The following is an 18,023-nucleotide window of genomic DNA, read 5'->3' as shown; positions in this document are numbered from 1 at the left end:
TGCGGCGGGCTAAAGCCCTATCCATGTCAAGTGAGAAGAGTGATCTCTTCAAGAAAGGCAGATGTGTCTCATGATTGAAGCGGAGACATACAACACATTGAGACAGGCGGTACGCGAAGTCTGCCAGCGCTTTCCTGTGAGCTACTGGCGAGATTTGGACCAGCGTCGAGTCTATCCTGAGGCTTTTATACAGGCCATGACGGAAGCCGGGTTCCTCGCGCCTCTGATCCCGCAGGAGTATGGAGGGCTAGGGCTTGGCCTGGCCGAAACATCGGTGATTCTGGAAGAAGTCAATCGTTCTGGAGGCAACGCCGGAACGGTTCATGCCCAGGTCTATACGATGGGAACCTTGCTCCGTCACGGATCTGAGGAGCAGAAGCGGCGCTATCTTCCCGAGATTGCGCGCGGAACGCTGCGTCTCCAGGCTTTTGGGGTAACGGAGCCAGAGGCCGGAACCGATACGACGCAGATCAGCACCATCGCAGTGCGCGATGGTGACCACTACGTGATCAGTGGGCAAAAGATCTATATTTCGCGTGTCCAGCATTCAGACCTGATGATCCTGCTTGCCCGCACAACTCCACGCGAGCAGGTGCGCAAGAAGACCGAGGGGCTGAGCGTCTTCCTCATGGATCTCAAGGAGGCGCTGGAGGGAGGACTGACAGTGACGCCGATCAGGACTATGCTCAATAACGAGACCAACAAGCTCGAATTCAACCAGGTCAGGGTACCCGTCGCCAATCGGATCGGCGAGGAGGGACGCGGTTTTCGCTATATCCTCGATGGGATGAATGCCGAGCGTATTCTCATCGCGAGCGAATGTGTGGGAGATGGACGCTGGTTCATCGAACAGGCCACGGCCCGTGCCAAAGAACGCATCGTCTTCGGTCGCCCAATCGGGCAGAACCAGGGGATTCAATTCCCGCTGGCCCAGGCCTATGCTCACGTCGAGGCCGCCGACCTGATGCGCTGGCGAGCAGCCACCCTCTTCGATCAAGGGAAGCCGTGTGGCGCCGAGGCAAACATGGCGAAACTGCTGGCTGCGGACGCTTCGTGGGAGGCCGCCAACGCGGCACTGCAAACGTTCGGAGGCTACGGACTGACCTCGGACTATGACATTGAGCGCAAGTTTCGCGAAACCCGCCTCTATCAGGTTGCCCCGATCTCCACCAATCTGATCCTGGCCTATCTGGCCGAGCATACCCTCGGCTTACCGAGGTCATACTGATGCTCCCACTCGAAGGTATTACCGTGGTCGCTCTTGAGCAGGCGGTAGCAGCTCCCTTTGCGACGCGCCAACTGGCTGATCTCGGAGCGCGGGTGATCAAGATCGAGCGCCCCGAGGTTGGAGATTTCGCCCGTGGCTATGACGCGAAGGTCAACGGTATGGCGAGCTACTTTGTCTGGCTGAATCGCTCCAAAGAATCGCTCACCCTGGATCTCAAGCACCCCGCGGCACAGGAGATCCTGCATCAAGTACTCTCCGGGGCGGATGTCTTCATCCATAATCTCGCTCCCGGCGCCGTTGAGCGGCTCGGTTTTGGCGTGGACGAACTGCACAGGCGCTACCCGCGCTTGATTCAATGTAGCATCTCCGGCTATGGGACGTCTGGACCCTACGCGGAGAAGAAAGCCTATGATCTCTTGATTCAGTGCGAGACGGGCCTGCTCTCCGTCACCGGGACACCGGAAGCGCCGGCAAAGGTCGGGATCTCCGTCGCCGACATTTCAGCGGGCATGTATGCCTACAGCGGTATCCTCCTGGCACTCTATCAGCGTGCACACACGGGTGAAGGCGTCCATTTCGAGGTCTCGCTCTTTGAGTCTCTGGGCGAGTGGATGGCACAGCCGGCGTATTTCGCCGCGTATAGCGGCAATCCACCGCCGCGTACAGGCGCCAGCCATGCTAGTGTTGCTCCCTATGGTCCCTTTCGGACCCAGGACGAGAAAACCATCTTCCTGGGCGTGCAAAACGAGCGGGAATGGCAGGCGTTCTGCGAACGAGTCCTTGAGCAGCCCGAACTTTCGGCTGACGAGCGCTTCTGTACCAATACCAGGCGAGTTACCAACAGAGAGGCGCTGGATACGACGATCCTGGGGGCTTTCTCGCGGTTGACCGCCGAACAGATTACCGTCCGGCTTGAAGAGGCCCGGATTGCTACCGCGCGCCTGAATTCGCTCCAGGAGTTTTGGGAGCATCCCCAACTCCAGGCCCGTCAGCGCTGGCGCGAGGTCGATTCGCCGGTCGGGCAGATGCGCGCCTTGCTGCCTCCCATCACCATGCAAAACGTCGAGCCACGCATGGACCCCATCCCGGCGGTGGGAGAGCATACCGAGGCAATCTTGCGTACCCTGGGCTACTCGGAAGAGAGAATCGCGCAACTGCATACAGAGGCAGTCATCTAAGGGCCTGCTTGGCGTGCACGCGATTGAATGTGTGGAAAAGAGGAATCAACAGTTCGCCAAAAGGTAGGAGAATGTATGCAAAGAATAGCAAGTGGCATACATTTCTTTCCCATTGACATCAGAGAAGAAATGTTCTAAAATAGACATGCATGAAAGGCCTTAGAATACAAAAGGTGATCTGAAAAATGATTCGAGCCCACAAAATTCGTCTTCATCCCACTGATGAGCAAAAAGTGTACTTTGCCAAAGCAGCAGGTGTTGCGCGATTTGTGTGGAATTGGGCGCTCGCGGAATGGATCCGGCAATATGAAACTGGGGAGAAGCCCACAACGTTCAAGCTCAAGAAACAATGTAACGAGATTCGGCGCGAGCAGTTCCCTTGGACGTGGGAAATTACCAAGAACGCCTCGGATCAGCCGTTCCTGGACCTGGGCAAAGCCTTCAAGGCCTTCTTCGAGGGAAAGGCACGAAAACCCAGGTTCAAGAGCAAAAAGCGCAGTAAACCAAGCTTTTATCTGGCGAATGATCAGATGGAAGTGGGCGATCACCGCGTGTGGATACCCAAACTCGGTTGGGTCAACATGGCCGAGAATCTCCGATTCAAGGGAAAGATCACCGGGGCGCGGGTGACACGTACTTCGGACTGGTGGTTCATCGCTATCACGATGGAAGTCCCAGATGAACAGCCCACCAAACGCTCTGCAGCCGTTGGGATCGATATGGGCTTGAATCGACTGGCAACCTTGAGTACTGGTGAGGAATTTGAGAACCAAAAATATCTCACCACGGCCCTCAAAAAGCTGCGTCAGGCCAACAAGCGGCTGCATCGGCGGAAACCTGGTTCAAAGAACCGGGAGAGAGCCCGTCGCCAGGTGGCACGGCTCCACTATCGCATTACCTGCCTACGAGATGATGCGCTCCACAAACTGACGACCAAGCTTGCCACGTGTTATGGGATCGTCGGTATCGAGGATCTCCATCTCAAGGGGTTGCTCAAAAATCGCAAGTTGGCTCGCTCGTTCTCCGATGCCGCACTTGGCAAACTGGTGAACCTGCTCACCAGGAAGGTTGAACAGCGTGGCGGGCAGGTGGTGAAGGTGGGACGCTTTTTCCCTTCCAGTAAGACCTGTCATGCTTGCGGCTGGAGGTGGGAAGACATGCAACTCTCTAATCGGGTCTTCCTGTGCCAGAACCACCAATGCGCATACCATCTCTTCCCTCAGGACAGGGATGGGAATGCCTCGTTGAACATCCTGTACGAAGCTCTTCGCTTGATCGGGCTCAGTGATCAAGTCGTCGGCGGCACTGGCTCGGACGCGACGTAAAACTCGGCTGTGGACTTGGTGTAAGACCAAAAGGCGCACAGTGCCTGGAGGCTGCGAAGATTGAAACAGCAACAACAAAATTCTGTGTGGATGTGTGCTTGCATACATTTGCATATGAAAATTGGAGCAGATGATTTACCGATGAAAGAACAGAAAAAGAGCTGGTCTGGACGCTTCTACGAAGACTTTGAGGTCGGAGATATCTACCAGCACCCGCTGGGGAGAACGGTCACAACCAAGGATAATCTCTGGTTCACGCTCCTGACTCAGAATACCGCGCCCGTCCACGTCGATCATCAGTACGCGTCCCAGACCGAATTCGGCAAGCCGCTGGTGAACTCCACTTTCACCCTTGCCCTGGTAACCGGGCAGAGCGTGCTGGCCAATCTCAGTTGGGATGAGATCCAACTCCCCTCGCCGGTCTTCGAGGGGGATACGATTTATTCTCAATCAGAGGTCCTGGACAAGCGTGAATCGCAATCACGCCCGCATGCTGGCATCGTAACCGTGAAGACCACCGGCTACAATCAGCGAGGGCAAGTTGTGATCACCTTCAAACGGACGGTGATGGTCTACAAACGGGACCATGCCCCGCAGATTGTTCGCATACAACCAGGAGAAGCGCAATGAACCTCTACATAGAAGAGGTGGAGCCCACGAAGGCCCTCGCGACCTTTCTAGCAGACCTCCGCTATGAAGACCTGCCGCAACCGGTGATTGAGCGCACGAAGGAACTCTTTCTCGATTGGCTTGCCTCGGCCCTGGCCGGACGTAGTGCGCGCCCGGTTCAGATTCTCGAACGCCTGGCGGCTCATATGGGGCCAGCAGACGGGCCAAGCGAGATCCTGGTCTCGCGCCGTCGCACGTCCCCGCTGTTTGCGGCCCTCGTGAACGGGGCGGCCTCCCATATCGTGGAGCAGGACGATGTGCAGAATGAGGCAGTCTTTCATCCGGGAACAGTCGTGTTTCCTGCTGTGCTGGCTGGCGCGCAAGATATCGGAGCACCGGGGCGGGATCTCCTGCTTGCTGCTGTCGTCGGCTACGAAGCGGGCGTCCGCGTCGGAGCCTTCCTTGGTCGTTCCCACTATCGCGTGTTTCACACTACCGGAACGGCTGGAACCCTTGGTGCCGCCGCCGGGGTGGCCCATCTGCTCAAGGCTGACCCTCAGGTGATGATTCACGCGCTCGGCTCAGCCGGGACCCAGGCGGCCGGCCTCTGGGAGTTTTTGCGCGATGCGGCTGACTCGAAGCAGCTTCATACCGCCAAAGCTGCCGCCGACGGCCTGCTCGCTGCGTATCTCGCGCGCGATGGTTTCACCGGAGCCCGGCACATTCTGGAAGGCAAACAGGGCATGGCCGCCGGGATGTCAAGTGACGCAGACCCACGCAAACTCACCGCTGGACTCGGTGAACGCTGGGCGGTCCTGGAAACGTCTTTCAAGTTTCACGCGTCGTGCCGGCACACCCATCCCTCGGCTGACGCGCTGCTCCAGGCGCTGCAAGAGCATCAGCTCACTGCTGAGAGAATCGCCCATATCCGGGCCCACGTCCACCAGGCCGCCATTGATGTGCTGGGACCAGTGAACGATGCCCGGACGGTCCACCAGGCCAAATTTTCGATGGGATTCGTGCTCGCGCTGATTGCCCTGTACCAGCAGGCCGGGATCGGAGAGTTTACCGAGGAGGCGCTGCAAGATCCACGCATCCGCGAGGTTCTGGGACGTGTCGAGATGGTCTTTGACCCCGAAATCGACGCCGCCTATCCCCGGCAATGGATAGGCAAGGTGGAGGTAGAGACAACGGATGGCGAGGTGTTTACCTCCCGCGTAGATATTCCAAAGGGTGATCCTGGGAACATACTGACGCGGGCGGAGCTTGAAGACAAAGCCAGGAGGCTGGCTGCCTATCGTCAGGGCGCATCTGCCGAGGAGATCGAGGCGCTCATCACCCTGGCCTGGACGCTTGAGAATCAGGCGGACATACGCGATCTCTTGCCGCGCGAGGAGCTCGCATGATCAGGGAGTCACGGTAAAAAGAACAAACGACGCATCTAACCTGCAACATGTTTTCCCCATGAGGTTTGCGACCAAAACGCTGTGGTCTTTCGCGTTCCGGACAAAAGATACGATCAGGGTTCAGGCACAACTATCATTGCTTATCCAGGCGAAAGTAGCCAAACCCCGCCAAGACCTTGGTAAAAGAGGCGTGCAGCATCCCTTGCAACAAAGCATGTAAATCACGGGATTATGATGGCGGAATTTGTATAATTCCGCTGGTAAGCAGGCAGCCAGCATGAAGCAGCCTACGGAGCAGAATTTGCCGATGGAGAACGAAAAGATGCGCATCTTTTCCATTATATTGCTTTGTTATGCGACCAGGGTAATTATACAGATTCCACCATCATAATGGCTGATGCCCACTTTCGGGGCTTACTGCCTGCTTCCTGAGCTGAAGGAGATCTGCAGTGTGCAAAAAATCCAGCTTGTGATGAGTAGCAAGCGAACACTAAGCCCCCGAAGTGGGCATCAGCCTCATAATCCCGTGATTTATACCCAAGGATACCTAAATCGCTAGAAGATCCTAATGGTCCTTTGCTACTTGACCCTCTCACTGAGGCACTCATCACCAACCACCGCCTGCGGATGCCCCTCTTTTCAAAGATGGGGAGGAAGCAGGCGTTCCTTGTTAGGGTTTGGGGCAGGGGGCTTGCCCGTAGGCATAGCCATCGGCCCGTTGCAGCACAACACAATACTTGGCATTGATGCCATCGCACTTTCCCACACGGAAGGAGCCTGAGGCTCGCACGGCGACCCGCCCCACGTGCGTGCCTTCGGTTTTGAGCGGCTTGGGCAACTGCGGCACCTCTGCCCGCACCAGATCTCCTGTCGCAAAACCTCGCATGCGCTTGGCTCGTGTAAAATAACCCACAGGAAAGCCAGAGCCATCTACATTGGTGCGCTGGTAACTGCCCCTCCCCTGCGCCTGGATAAGCAGCATCTGGCTGCGCCCTCGCGTGATTCCCACCACATCGCCAACACACAGCGCATCCAGACAGTGCTCCTTCTCAACGCCAAAGCGATCTCGGTTCCATCTCGTGCGTCCACCGCTCCAGGTCCCAACAGGCAACCCCAATGCTCGTAAGGCTTCCACCAGAGCAAAACGCGTTGCATTGACCGCCGCGGCGTCTTTCAGAGGGACCCTGGCTTGCTTCTGCACCTCCGCATGCCCAAACTCGGCGGCTGTTAGATCTCCTTTGGCTTGATTGCAGGCATGGCAACTGAGCACCAGATTGGACACGCGATGCGATCCCCCACGAGAGCGAGGCCGCACATGATCGATCTCAAAGGGCACGTTTTGCTTGCCGCAGTACACACAACGCCGGACAAACTTTTCGAGCAGATAGGCCCGGATTTCCCAGCCAACCAGCTCGCCTCGTTGATAGGCGATCCCACTGACTTCGGGATGCTGCATCAGGTGCATGTCAAACTTGACACGCTCGACCTCGATACGTGTCAGAGGCGCCCACGACTGCAAACGGGTGGCCCAAGTGAGGACATTACCAATGCGCGAGCGCAGACTGGGTGGCAACCACCCGGCTTTTCGCCTGCGGTTGGCAAAGCGTGCGGCACGATACCGCAGGTTGACCGTTCGCCGTCGTCTGCGGTAGCCTCGCCGCTGCAAGAGCGCCTGATGCACTTGCTCTCCTCGATGCGACAGGTGGGCAAGATGAAGCGCGTGATGGACCTCTCCCTCCCCTCGTTGCTCGACGCGCACCAGCGCCATCCCGCTGGTTTTAGACCCAGGGTCCAGTTTGAGCGCGACGGGCTGAACCTCGCTCTGCTCGCGCTTTCGATCAGTGAGACGAATGACAAAGGGAACGTGTCGATGCACCACGGCTCGCTTGCGGGCCAGTAAGAGCCGTGCCCGTTTCTCCGAGCATGGCATCAGCGGCTGATGGTGCCGATCCACGACAAACACCGACATACGAATGGATCCTTTCTGCCTCCGAAGAGGCCCCCGTAAGGGGCTGGTGACGCACCTGAGGCAGGCGTGCCCAGATGACCCCTCTCGCCACAGTTGCAGAAGACTTGTCTGTTGGCGCACCGCCCGACACCCCGACGGGCTTTTAACCACCAACGGCAGAGCCAGGGACTGAGGTGGCATCCCTGAGTGCCATGATCTTCCGAACGTAGATGCTTCTTCTCCCGGCCTGCGGGATCAGCATCTCAGGCTGGACAACGGGACCAACGTCAACCACGGGAGCAAGCCCCCGCGTTCTACGCGTGGGGTCGTTGACCTTGGTTTTTTTTGCATATCCCCCCGAAACGGTGTACTCGTTTCGGGGGGATATGCAAAAACCCCCAAAAACGAACCAGTTCTCAACCACCCCATTAGGGCACAAACCGTTTCCAATGGCCTTCGGAGACAACTTCGACGACGCCATCAACCACTTGTATAGCGGTTTGATCGTCAATCAAGTACGCCGGCACCGACATGCCGGCGGCCCATTTTTCAGCGTGGGCCAGGGTATTGTACGGCAGATCGGGGTTATCCAGGTGCGGGAATATCGAGAAATCAACTATGCCCAGCGTTCTATCGCCGCCGGTGGGCGGCTTCCAGTGGACGAAGTCCTCCCCGATGCTGGGGGTCATCACCATGCTCCCGGCGCTCAGTCCCACATAGACCGTCTCGCGCCCAAGCTCCGGCAAGAGGTCGGCCAGTCCGGATTGCCGCATCCAGTAGCAGAGATACAGGGGGTCACCACCGTTCACCAGCAGAACGTCAGTCTCCCGGACCATGGGGACCCAGAGCTCTTCATCGATGCTGGGCAGCGCGGTGAGCTCCAGCACTCCCAAGGACTTCCATCCCAATTCGCACATGGGGGTTTCGGGTTCTCGTCCGCTGATGAACCGCCATGCGTTGCCGACACCGCCGCGTTGGGCGTAGTTCGCAGTGGGGATGCAGAGGGCGCTGGACTCGGCAATCGGTTTGCCCAGTAGGTCAAGCAGCGCGTTGTGGATGCTTGTGTTTTTGATGCCAGCCGAGGTGAGAAGAAATTTCATGATGCCTCTCCTTGACGATTTCATGGGAGCCGAAAGGCTTCTCCAGTCCCTCTCGCGAGAGACTGAAGCAGAACGACCCCAGAACGTCACGACTGCGTTTCTCCCAACGTGAGTCGTATGCTCTCGCTGTCAGTCTTGTGCACAAAGATCTTCCGCTCCCTCATTGCATGCAAGACATTCTACCGTCTTACAAAGCAAAAAAACTTCTCCTATCTTGCTCTTTTGGCCATGCAGAATTACCGCCGCGCATTCCAAAACAGGCTCTGAGTACTACAGTACCACTTAAAACGTGAGGTGGCTCCTCAGGCTCACTGCCACATTACAAGTCTTCTACAAAGAAGGAGCCTAAGAAGTCACTTCGTAACATATATACCTCGCTAAGTGGTGCTGTAGTACTGAGATAGTGTTTGAAAGTGGTCATCTCGCCGATAGGAAGAAGAAAGGGGTTGATGTAACGAGTCGAAGAACCAGAGAGAAAGTGTAGAAGGCATATGAAGATGACACTGGGGAGGAAAGCCTATCCCTCCGATCTGACGGATGAGCAGTGGGAACTGTTGGAACCCCTGATCCCTCAACCATCCCTGCAAAGCCGCAGGCCGTTTGTCTCGCGACGCGAGGGTGTCAATGCAATGGTAGACGTCTTGCGAAGTGGGTGCCCCTGGCGCATGCTGCCCCATGAGTTTCCCCGCGTGGCAGACCGTCTCTGACAACGTTCGTCGCTGGGAGCGGGAAGGAGTCTGGGATCGTATTCTGCAAGCCCTGCGCATGCGCATGCGTACCAGGCAAGGTCGAGATCCTGAGCCAAGCGCGGCGAGTATCGACAGTCAGTCCATCAAAACAAGCGCGGTGCGTGGACCTGAGAAGGGCTATGATATGGGGAAAAATAACGTGGGGTCGCAAGCGCCACGCGCTGGTCGATACGCAAGGGAATCTGCTGGCAGTCTCAGTGACGGGAGCCCAGACCTCTGATCACCAAGGCGGCATTGCCCTGCTCGAGCCACTCACGAAAGCGCTTCCCCGTCTGCAACTCATCTGGGGCGAGAGTCATGACGGCGGAACCTTTCTGACCTGGGTGCGCAGAAACGCTGGGCTGGACGATTGAGACCATCCATGCACTCACGCTCCCCAAACGAGGCTTGCTCGTGCCCGAAAGGGAGGAGGTGGACTGGGACGCATTGTTTCCCACAGGCTTCCGACCTCAACCTAGAAGATGGGTCATTGAGCGCAGTTTCTCCTGGATCGTGCGCTGGAGGCGGCTCTGCCGCGATCACGAGGGGCTCCCACAGAGCAGTGAGGCGTTTATCAAGCTCTCAGCCAGCTACCGCATGCTCACCACGCTTGTGCCAGCTTTCCCATTGTGACCGCTTTCAAACACTATCTTAGTCTGGACCACTTATGAAATTGACCCATATCATGTCTAAGTTTTTTTTGAACCATATTGTGTCCGAGGCGGCTAAAACGTTTAGCAAATCACACATGCAGATAGCGGCGTTGCAAGAAGGTTCTGCTTCTTTGGCAAATCACACATGCAGATAGCGGCGTTGCAAGAAGGTTCTGCTTCTTTGGCAAATCACACATGCAGATAGCGGCGTTGCAAGAAGGTTCTGCTTCTGATGAATTTGCCATCTATTCCTGGCCCGAGCGACAACTTCTCCAACGTTATCCTGTTATGCCTGCATTGGATGGCTGGCCAGTTGATATGGTTCTGTCTCCTCAGGACAATCTCGCGCTTTGTATGTTCGCGAACGAGGATGATGTAAGTTTTGAGTTTATTGATATTACCTCGCAAGGGGTCTCCCAGGATTTACACCTATACAAAGGAGCAATTTGAGCGTCTGGCAGCAGCCAGCGCTTTTAGTGAATACGAAATTGTGGCGAGTGGGATTGGTATAGAAGTACGCTTGAAAAAACAATAAAATTTTTTGAGACTCAGGACACCTTCTAATATCCCAGACATTAGAAGGTGTCCTTTCAGCCACATATCTGGTGTTCACGACTCTTCTGGTCTGAACACATTTCATATTCACCTTACAGGCCTACTGCTTCTCCAACCATTGCCGAATCAGTCCACCATGCTCTTCATAATGTCCCGAAGTGTTGCCCAGGGTATAGGCTCCCGCAGGCACGTCATTGTTGTACCAGGGGAAGGGAGCATTTAGGGCCTCCCAACTGAGAGACTCTGTAGCAGCCATAACACGTTGATAGGATGTGCGAAAACTTGCGAGCACCTCTGCCAGAGGTCGGTCTTTGAATTGTTGATAGTAATATTCGTTTTGGGCATCTTCATCTTCAAGGCCAGATGTAGGATCGGGTGGCTCTACTCCATTCAGTACTCCCTGGAGTCGGGTTGTCTGGTAATCTTGCCAGACAGTGAGATGAGCTAGATTATCCTTGACAGACCAGGTTCCATTAACTCCTGGGGTTGTCATCTGTTCTTCGCTTAAAGAAGCCAGCAGAGCCTCGAAGCGATCGTACTCAGCCTGGATGTGGGTCAATAATTCAGCTTTATTGGCGGGTTGAAATGGTTCTGACATGATCAATCTCCTCTGTTGCTGGTAACTATTTTTCCTCATTATCTGACAAAAAGCGGTGAGGAACCGTCCTGATTTGTAAATTGCTCGTAAATATGCAAAATATCACCATACATCATAATTATCTGGTATACTGTACTGTAAATCACGGGATTATGATGGCGGAATCTGTATAATTACGCTGGTAAGCAGGCAGCCAGCATGAAGCAGCCTACGGAGCAGAATTTGCCGATGGAGAACGAAAAGATGCGCATCTTTTCCATTATATTGCTTTGTTATGCGACCAGAGTAATTATACAGATTCCACCATCATAATCCCGTGATTTACACTCTGGGTACAGTCTCACAAGAGCACAGTACACGGAGAAATTGGCAGATGCTTTTCAATGCCGCGCTTTTTTTGAGCGAATATTCTACAAATAATAGAATACAAAATTTTGGTAAATTCAGGTCCTCAAAGAGCTGGGGAACAAAGTATTGCCTTCGTTCATGCACACGTTCACCAGTTCAAACCTTGAAGTGTATGGTAACTGGTGCCCTTTCTTCATGGATAAGAGATATGGCAACTATCTCTCTTGAGGCTTTCTTGCCATTCTGCTTTATCTTTGCCTGAACTTATCCAGACAAACGGTACCACTATAGCGATCCAGTGGAGTCTTTTTTTCCACTGCTTGGTGCAACCATAAACCGATCGCCAACATGACGTATTTCTATTCGAAAGGCTGGTTCCAGCGGCCGCGATGAACAACCTCGCCCAGCGGTTTGCGCTTCTTCAGTCCTTTCCCAAGCGAGGTCGCAGGATAGCCGAAGGGGACAATCGCCAGGATCTCGATGTTTTCGGGGATGCCCAGGAGAGGCCGCACGTCCTGGAGGTTGTTGAAGCCAACCCAGTTCGATCCAATGCCCCGCGCCCACGCCGTCAGGATCATAGATTGAACTGCTCGGCTGGCATCGGAGACGGCAAATGGGCTTTGCTCCATCCCTACCACAATCGCGAGAGGCGCCTGAGCGATATAGGGGCCAGAACGTGCGAGGGTGGCAAGCTGACCCAATGTCTCCCGGTCCTCAATCACAATAAAGTGCCAGGGCTGCCCGTTCATACTACTGGCAGTCAGGTGTCCCGCTTCAACAATTTGCCGAACCGCGTCCTCAGGAACGAGCTTCTCCTGGTAGTGTCGCACGGCAAGCACAGTGCGAATAGCTTCAAATACGTCCATCGGTTTTTCTCTCTTTCTCGCCCCAGTAAGGCAATGATGGGGTTCATTCACTACTGTCCAATAACACATAGTGACGCCCAAATATGCCGTTTATCAGGGGAGTAACTGGGGGCTGGTTTTGGCTTCACTCTTCACTCCTGCCTGGTTCTTGGAGCAATCAAGAGGGTATTTATATGGCATCCTCCAGCAACTGAGAATCAACTTCCAGCGCATCTAAATTGAAATCGCGGCTCTCACGTTCAACCATTTTGCCCATAGCTCGCTCGACAATTTGAATGAGCTTTTCTCTGCGCCGTTCTATAAACAACATGTAATCATCAGAACGCAGAGCATCGGGGGCAATACAGTGACTTTTAAGCGTATCATCCATTTTTTCATCACTTAAGCCTACCTGCTTATGATTTTGAATATCGGCTAGATAGGTTGAAGGCGCCTTTCCACCAATCATTCTGTTTGCCGGTATTGTCAACTTAAATTTTTTTGTTGATGAGCTTTCACCACTTCGATGCCATATCAGCCAGAATTCTCGAATAAACAAGGGCAAGAAACAGGGCACAATCCCCACTTTGAGGTCTGTTTCTCTTCTATAAGCTCTACAATTGTAATTAAGTTGACAATACCCTCTACGTGCAAGGCAAACGCCACTGGGTTCATGTGGTCTCGACGCCTCAGCTCACCCATTACGCCCATCACCCCAAGCGGGGGCGAGAAGCCCTGGAGGCGATTGGCATCGCTTCGCGCTTGCAAGGGGTGAGCGTACATGATGGATGGAGCAGCTACTGGGCGTACGGCAAGGGCCATGCCCTTTGCAATGTGCATCATCTGCGAGAACTGACCTTCTTCGCCGAAGAAGAGCATCAGCTCTGGGCGAGTGAGATGAAGGTGCTGCTGCTGTTGATGCGTGAGCTGGTCTCTCAAGCCAAAACCCGAGGATGGAACGCCTTTCCTGAGCCCATGCAAGCGGTCCTGCTTGACCACTATCAGCAGATTCTTGAGCAGGGCTATCAGTCGGTTCCGGCCCCACCTCTCTCTCGATCAGGCAAACGAGGCAAACCCAAGCAACACCCAGCACGCAATCTCTTAGATCGGCTTCGCATCCATGCCGATGCCGTGCTGGCCTTCGTGCGTGATTTTCGTGTGCCTTTTGATAACAATCTGGCCGAGCGGGACCTGCGGATGCTCAAGGTCCAACAAAAAATCTCTGGCTGTTTTCGTTCCGTCCAGGGGGCTGATGCCTTTTGCCGCCTGCGCAGCTATGCCTCGACCATGCGCAAACAAGGCCACCACCTGCTCTCTGCTCTTGAAACGGTTCTCGTCGGTTCTCCTCTCTTTCCCTCCTTCTCGCTAACCTGAATAGTTACCCAAATTTACACTCAAGAGGACAAGAATCGTCCGGAAAGTGAGGATCTCTCGTATGGCCCTGTTCGCTCGCTGGCTCGCTGGCTCTGAGCCAGCATCACACCTCATTGCGCCTCTGCCGATTGTTCGCAGACTCCGTGAGGCCCACATCAGCACGCTGCTGTTTGCGGGCCTCTGGCTGCTCCTCGGCCTGATTGTGCTGCCGATCGACTGGCCGAGAGTGCCTTGGCCTTTTTTTCTCGGTGCATCTCTGCTGCTGAGTTTTTCTGCTTGCTACCTCGTGCTGGAACGCTCCTGGAAACAGTTCGAGCAGCGCCGTGGGACAGCCGCGCAAGGAGCACACCAGTGGCAAGCTGAGAGGCAACCACTGCCTGATGCTCAAGCGTTGGTCTTGCCCGTGACGATCCGTTTGCGCCCCTCAAGGTGGTGGACCGTGTGGACAGGACTTCTCATCCTCTTGCTTCCTGATGGGTTGCTCATCGTTTCTACCGGGCCCGCGAGTGCTACCTTCTGGTGGGGCGTGTTTGGGGTCACGGTCTTCACGGGTGGGGTGTTGGCACTGCTGGCTGCAATATGCTGGCGCGCCCGCCGCGTAATCGAGGTCACAGAGGAAGGAATCAGTTCGTCCTGGCCGAAAACTTTTTTGAGGAGCGAGGTATCAGCCCATTGGGTACGCTGGCAGGAAGCACGGTTTTTTGCCTGCTATCCGGCACGAGGATCACGCAAAGGGGGGCAGGTGATGATCTATGAGCTGGCGAGCGAGCGCGATGTGGTTTCTTGGGTCTGGGTCCAGAGCAAGAAGACCAGGCGTCCTCTGGAGGAACCGCTCCTGCCCTTCGAGGAGCATCGTGCATAGATGCAGGCGCTGACTCAGGTCGTGGTGGCAAAGACGGGGCTGGCGCTCTACGATCTGGGAAAGCACTTCCCCAAGAGCTGAATCCCACTTGCATCCAGAGAGTGAGTCTGCCCACCTGACGGCCAGAGCAGGTGGCAAGCCACTACTCACGTGAGCTAGTGTCGGAGGGTTCGGGAATCGTGTGGCGCGACTCCGTTGGAACTGGAAGCATCTTTCACTCGGCAGTGACTTGTCAAGAGTGAGCCCAGTGGCCCACTTTGTTAGTAACTGGTTGCCAGATTCTTACGTTAACATACAGATGCGTCAGAGGAACTTGTGGACGGGTTTTGGTGTAACAGTTAGCTGGTTATTATATTGGGGGTTTTTGCATATCCCACCGAAACGGTGTACTCGTTTCGGTGGGATATGCAAAAACCCCCAATTGTGTAAGAACCACTTTTCGGCTCTTACACAATTCAGGTGATAAGCACACATCTCGCTCCAACCCATCTTCATCGCATCCTATAGCAACATCACAGCTGCAAGTAAGGCCCATTTAACACTGATGAGTAAGATTTCGATACAGCCTATGGTGAGGTCTCATTATGACGGAGCCAGGCTCTCGTTCTCTGGAAAGAAGCTGTTACAATGATTGGAGAGTTTTTATCAGGAAAGGTAACATACGTTTTTATGGAGAAACTGGAATCTCAAGCATTCCTGCACAATGCCATTGAACATTCTCAACCCATCTTCCCTGCCACCCATTCGATCCTCTCATCTGAGGCACTCCTTGCAGAAGTCTCAACACAGTACCCATTTGAACCTTTTGTGGCCTGCTCACTTTTAAAATCAAAACTGAACGATACCTACTTGCTACGTACAGAGCACGAGCGATATATCCTGCGCGTCTATCGTGCGCACTGGCGATCTCTTTCAGAAATTCATTACGAGTTAGATTTGTTGCTGCATCTTGCAAACAAAGGGATCGGCGTCTCCTTTCCCCTGGCGAGGAAAGATGGAGCGTTGCTGGGCAGCGTATGTGCTCCTGAAGGGATCAGATACCTGGTGATCTTTACCTATGCCCCAGGCAAGCCGTTTTATGGCGAGGCCATGTTCACACATAGTCAGTTGCTTGGCCAGGTGATTGCGAATATTCATCTAGGAGCTGCCGACTTTGCCAGTTCATATGAGCGCATCTGCCTGGATCTGGATTATCTGCTAGATCATCAGTTTGAGGCTCTCTCTTCTCTTCTGGCACATCGCCCTCAGGATTGGGAATATCTGGTGTCTCTTGCGAAGACGCTTCGCGAATACCTGATGCCTCTCATTGAGCAGGGGCTGAGCAGGGGGTCTGTCATGGAGATATCATCAGCGCCAATGCACATATCACTGATAAGCATGCGATCCCGTTCTTTGATTTTGATTGCTGTAGACCCGGTTGGCTGGCCTATGATCTCTCACACATTCATGCATTAGCAACTGCCTTAAACAAGAAACCCAAGATATGGAACGCTTTTCTACAGGGATATAGAAGCAAATACACCGTGAGCCAGGCTGATCTTGCCGCTATTCCCCTCTTTGAGCCAATCTCAGACATCTGGAGTATGGGATTACATGCCGCCAACGGAGCAGATTGGGGCATTGGTTGGATGAATGACGAATACTTTGATCAACAATTCCAGGGGCTGCGCGAATGGGAAAGCACATATCGAGCAAACAGAGGAGCTTAGGCGAGTATCATGTTCGATGAACGGCATACAATCGCATTATTTTGCCTTTATTGTATAAAATCTTTCTCGTAATGATTTTTGGCAAGCGGCGGCATTGTTTCACCTAAAGTGGGGAAGAGCCACTTTTCACGTCTTTTACCAGTTTCCGTTAAAGAGTTACCCCCTTTGAGCCCTGGACCTCCAGGGCCTTTCTTTTATTCTTCGCGCTGTTGGTATTTAATTATCTCTTCTAGTTGTTGAACGTCGAAGTTTGGGTGATCTTCCATCCTCTGCAAGTTACCTTCGTAGCGCCACGATGTCACCAGGATGTCGTTGTAGGTGGTAAGCAGCTTTTGAATGTGGTTTAGCCCGTAGCCTTTCGATTGTAGAAAGGTTACGAGCGTATTCGCGTGCCTAAATCCTTGCTGCCACCCCCGTCGATAGGCTGTCTCGATTGCGCTAAAATCTTCGTTGTTCTCTTGTTCCATTGCACACCTCCTACCATTACCATGCGCTCTTGCACAAACACAACACTACCAGGGCTTTTTCAAACAGGCGATTGCACCCTTAGTTAAGGAAGAACCCATGTAGCCGCAAAGTAGATACGTGCGGCACAGTTTTCGGAAAAGGTGCGATAGGTCTAAGCGATTTTGGGAAGCGACACCAACGCTCCCTGCGGCGATAATCTTCGCCTTGTACATTCCACTGACGGGCCTAAAGGGCCATCTAGCCTCTCTGCAAAAAAATGACGGACACCCCGCTGGTCCCATCTGCCTGCGAATTACTGCCTCGTTGTGCTATACTCCTTCACAAAAGCATAGATACCCCTCTCTCTCTCTCTCATGCTCTTCTTTTCTAAAAAAATACGCGTAGGAGATCTAGGATGGATCGAATTGGGCAACACCTGGGGAATTATCGTCTCACCCGTTTGCTTGGTGAGGGTGGATTCGCGGAGGTGTATTTGGGAGAACATACCCTCCTGGGGACGACTGTTGCGATCAAAGTGTTGCACACCCAAGTGGGGCAGGAAGACGTGATGCAATTCCAGCAGGAGGCTCGCCTGCTGGCAAGCCTCAAGCACCCCCATATTATCCGTGTCCTCGATTTTGGTATCGAGGGACGGACTCCTTATCTGGTAATGGATTATGCCCACCATGGCATGCTGCGCACTCGTCATCCCCGAGGAACCCTGTTGCCCGTGAAGACGGTGGTCAGCTATGTGAAGCAGGTGACAGAGGCATTGCAGTAGTGCGCCTTTGTGCCACAAATGTCTCTCTTACCCGTCGGGGTAAGCTCACTAGAGCAAGGTGAGTAACACAGCGACTTATTCGCCCACGTAAGTGGACGGAGATACCTTCAACCGAAAGGACTGAAGGGAAAGTAGCATGTCGTGTAAAATGCTGGTGAAGCTCCAGTCCCAGGAGCCAGAGGGAAGTCAAGCGAAGCTGTATAAGGTGAAGTCTTGATTGGCTGAATCCAAGTCATGGCGGAAAAATGCCAGCCCACAGGAGAAGGGACTATCGCCTGTGTTCAACGTGCAGGGGAACGGTACTACTTCCCCTGCAAGCTCTCGTTGGA

The 18,023-nt window shown here is 54.2% G+C and carries 20 protein-coding genes; 14 read left to right on the top strand and 6 right to left on the bottom strand.

Annotated elements, in window-relative coordinates; genetic code table 11:
- Positions 1 to 70 precede the first annotated feature (70 nt).
- From KRAC_RS39320 to KRAC_RS39300, 5 genes are all read left to right on the top strand, one after another.
- Positions 71 to 1,228 (top strand): acyl-CoA dehydrogenase family protein, encoded by a 1,158-nt coding sequence (locus KRAC_RS39320; RefSeq protein WP_007917020.1) that lies wholly within the window; start codon positions 71 to 73, stop codon positions 1,226 to 1,228.
- Positions 1,228 to 2,406 carry a CaiB/BaiF CoA transferase family protein gene (locus KRAC_RS39315; RefSeq protein ID WP_007917018.1) on the top strand — a complete coding sequence of 393 codons (1,179 nt, stop codon included), beginning with the start codon at positions 1,228 to 1,230 and terminating at the stop codon, positions 2,404 to 2,406. Before KRAC_RS39320 ends, KRAC_RS39315 begins: the two co-directional genes overlap by 1 nt.
- Before the next feature lie 185 nt (positions 2,407 to 2,591).
- Positions 2,592 to 3,731 (top strand): RNA-guided endonuclease InsQ/TnpB family protein, encoded by a 1,140-nt coding sequence (locus KRAC_RS39310; RefSeq protein WP_007917017.1) that lies wholly within the window; start codon positions 2,592 to 2,594, stop codon positions 3,729 to 3,731.
- Positions 3,732 to 3,872: 141 nt separating this feature from the next.
- Complete coding sequence (locus KRAC_RS39305) at positions 3,873 to 4,361, top strand: MaoC family dehydratase (protein ID WP_040445712.1); 489 nt, start codon at positions 3,873 to 3,875, stop codon at positions 4,359 to 4,361.
- Positions 4,358 to 5,746: an MmgE/PrpD family protein gene (locus tag KRAC_RS39300; RefSeq protein WP_007917013.1), complete on the top strand. Its 1,389-nt coding sequence runs from the start codon at positions 4,358 to 4,360 to the stop codon at positions 5,744 to 5,746. Before KRAC_RS39305 ends, KRAC_RS39300 begins: the two co-directional genes overlap by 4 nt.
- 670 nt (positions 5,747 to 6,416) lie before the next feature.
- Here KRAC_RS39300 and iscB read toward each other — a convergent pair.
- Positions 6,417 to 7,715 carry an RNA-guided endonuclease IscB gene (iscB, locus tag KRAC_RS39295; RefSeq protein ID WP_007917011.1) on the bottom strand — a complete coding sequence of 433 codons (1,299 nt, stop codon included), beginning with the start codon at positions 7,713 to 7,715 and terminating at the stop codon, positions 6,417 to 6,419.
- A gap of 407 nt (positions 7,716 to 8,122) precedes the next feature.
- Positions 8,123 to 8,794: a Type 1 glutamine amidotransferase-like domain-containing protein gene (locus KRAC_RS39290; protein WP_007917009.1), complete on the bottom strand. Its 672-nt coding sequence runs from the start codon at positions 8,792 to 8,794 to the stop codon at positions 8,123 to 8,125.
- Positions 8,795 to 9,291: 497 nt separating this feature from the next.
- Between KRAC_RS39290 and KRAC_RS69555 the strand changes: the two genes are divergently transcribed.
- The 4 genes from KRAC_RS69555 (at position 9,292) to KRAC_RS73995 (ending at position 10,625) form a co-directional block, all read left to right on the top strand.
- A complete protein-coding gene (locus KRAC_RS69555) occupies positions 9,292 to 9,501 on the top strand; it encodes a transposase (RefSeq protein WP_169460993.1) in 210 nt (69 codons plus the stop codon).
- Between the two features lie 161 nt (positions 9,502 to 9,662).
- Positions 9,663 to 9,896: a transposase gene (locus KRAC_RS72215; RefSeq protein WP_157507583.1), complete on the top strand. Its 234-nt coding sequence runs from the start codon at positions 9,663 to 9,665 to the stop codon at positions 9,894 to 9,896.
- A 40-nt stretch (positions 9,897 to 9,936) separates the two neighbouring features.
- On the top strand, positions 9,937 to 10,155 hold the full coding sequence (locus tag KRAC_RS74860; protein WP_211221393.1) for a transposase: 219 nt from the start codon (positions 9,937 to 9,939) through the stop codon (positions 10,153 to 10,155).
- A gap of 215 nt (positions 10,156 to 10,370) precedes the next feature.
- Positions 10,371 to 10,625: a hypothetical protein gene (locus KRAC_RS73995; protein ID WP_007917007.1), complete on the top strand. Its 255-nt coding sequence runs from the start codon at positions 10,371 to 10,373 to the stop codon at positions 10,623 to 10,625.
- A 205-nt stretch (positions 10,626 to 10,830) separates the two neighbouring features.
- Here KRAC_RS73995 and KRAC_RS39270 read toward each other — a convergent pair whose 3' ends face one another.
- The 3 genes from KRAC_RS39270 to KRAC_RS39260 form a co-directional block, all read right to left on the bottom strand.
- Positions 10,831 to 11,328: a DinB family protein gene (locus KRAC_RS39270; RefSeq protein WP_007917004.1), complete on the bottom strand. Its 498-nt coding sequence runs from the start codon at positions 11,326 to 11,328 to the stop codon at positions 10,831 to 10,833.
- 707 nt (positions 11,329 to 12,035) lie between these two features.
- Positions 12,036 to 12,542, bottom strand: coding sequence for a nitroreductase family protein (locus tag KRAC_RS39265; RefSeq protein ID WP_007917001.1), 507 nt, complete (start codon positions 12,540 to 12,542; stop codon positions 12,036 to 12,038).
- A 169-nt stretch (positions 12,543 to 12,711) separates the two neighbouring features.
- A complete protein-coding gene (locus KRAC_RS39260; RefSeq protein WP_157507577.1) occupies positions 12,712 to 13,107 on the bottom strand; it encodes a hypothetical protein in 396 nt (131 codons plus the stop codon).
- Positions 13,108 to 13,169: 62 nt separating this feature from the next.
- Here KRAC_RS39260 and KRAC_RS39255 point away from each other — a divergent pair, with 62 nt between their 5' ends.
- The 4 genes from KRAC_RS39255 (at position 13,170) to KRAC_RS80015 (ending at position 16,466) form a co-directional block, all read left to right on the top strand.
- Positions 13,170 to 13,895 carry an IS66 family transposase gene (locus KRAC_RS39255; protein WP_052568938.1) on the top strand — a complete coding sequence of 242 codons (726 nt, stop codon included), beginning with the start codon at positions 13,170 to 13,172 and terminating at the stop codon, positions 13,893 to 13,895.
- Positions 13,896 to 13,956: 61 nt separating this feature from the next.
- A complete protein-coding gene (locus KRAC_RS39250) occupies positions 13,957 to 14,757 on the top strand; it encodes a hypothetical protein (protein ID WP_007916999.1) in 801 nt (266 codons plus the stop codon).
- A 669-nt stretch (positions 14,758 to 15,426) separates the two neighbouring features.
- Entirely contained in the window at positions 15,427 to 16,212 is a 786-nt protein-coding gene (locus KRAC_RS39245) for a phosphotransferase enzyme family protein (protein WP_169460992.1), read from the top strand.
- The gene (locus KRAC_RS80015) at positions 16,101 to 16,466 is read left to right on the top strand and encodes an aminoglycoside phosphotransferase/kinase family protein (protein ID WP_083815062.1); all 366 of its coding nucleotides are present in this window, start codon (positions 16,101 to 16,103) and stop codon (positions 16,464 to 16,466) included. The genes KRAC_RS39245 and KRAC_RS80015 overlap by 112 nt, the downstream gene beginning before the upstream one ends.
- 194 nt (positions 16,467 to 16,660) lie before the next feature.
- Here KRAC_RS80015 and KRAC_RS39235 read toward each other — a convergent pair whose 3' ends face one another.
- The gene (locus KRAC_RS39235) at positions 16,661 to 16,933 is read right to left on the bottom strand and encodes a hypothetical protein (RefSeq protein WP_007916995.1); all 273 of its coding nucleotides are present in this window, start codon (positions 16,931 to 16,933) and stop codon (positions 16,661 to 16,663) included.
- A gap of 395 nt (positions 16,934 to 17,328) precedes the next feature.
- Between KRAC_RS39235 and KRAC_RS39230 the strand changes: the two genes are divergently transcribed.
- Positions 17,329 to 17,694: a protein kinase domain-containing protein gene (locus KRAC_RS39230; protein ID WP_007916993.1), complete on the top strand. Its 366-nt coding sequence runs from the start codon at positions 17,329 to 17,331 to the stop codon at positions 17,692 to 17,694.
- Positions 17,695 to 18,023: the final 329 nt, after the last annotated feature.

Source organism: Ktedonobacter racemifer DSM 44963, assembly GCF_000178855.1.
Taxonomy (GTDB): domain Bacteria; phylum Chloroflexota; class Ktedonobacteria; order Ktedonobacterales; family Ktedonobacteraceae; genus Ktedonobacter; species Ktedonobacter racemifer.
This window is presented reverse-complemented; position numbering and strand designations above follow the sequence as displayed.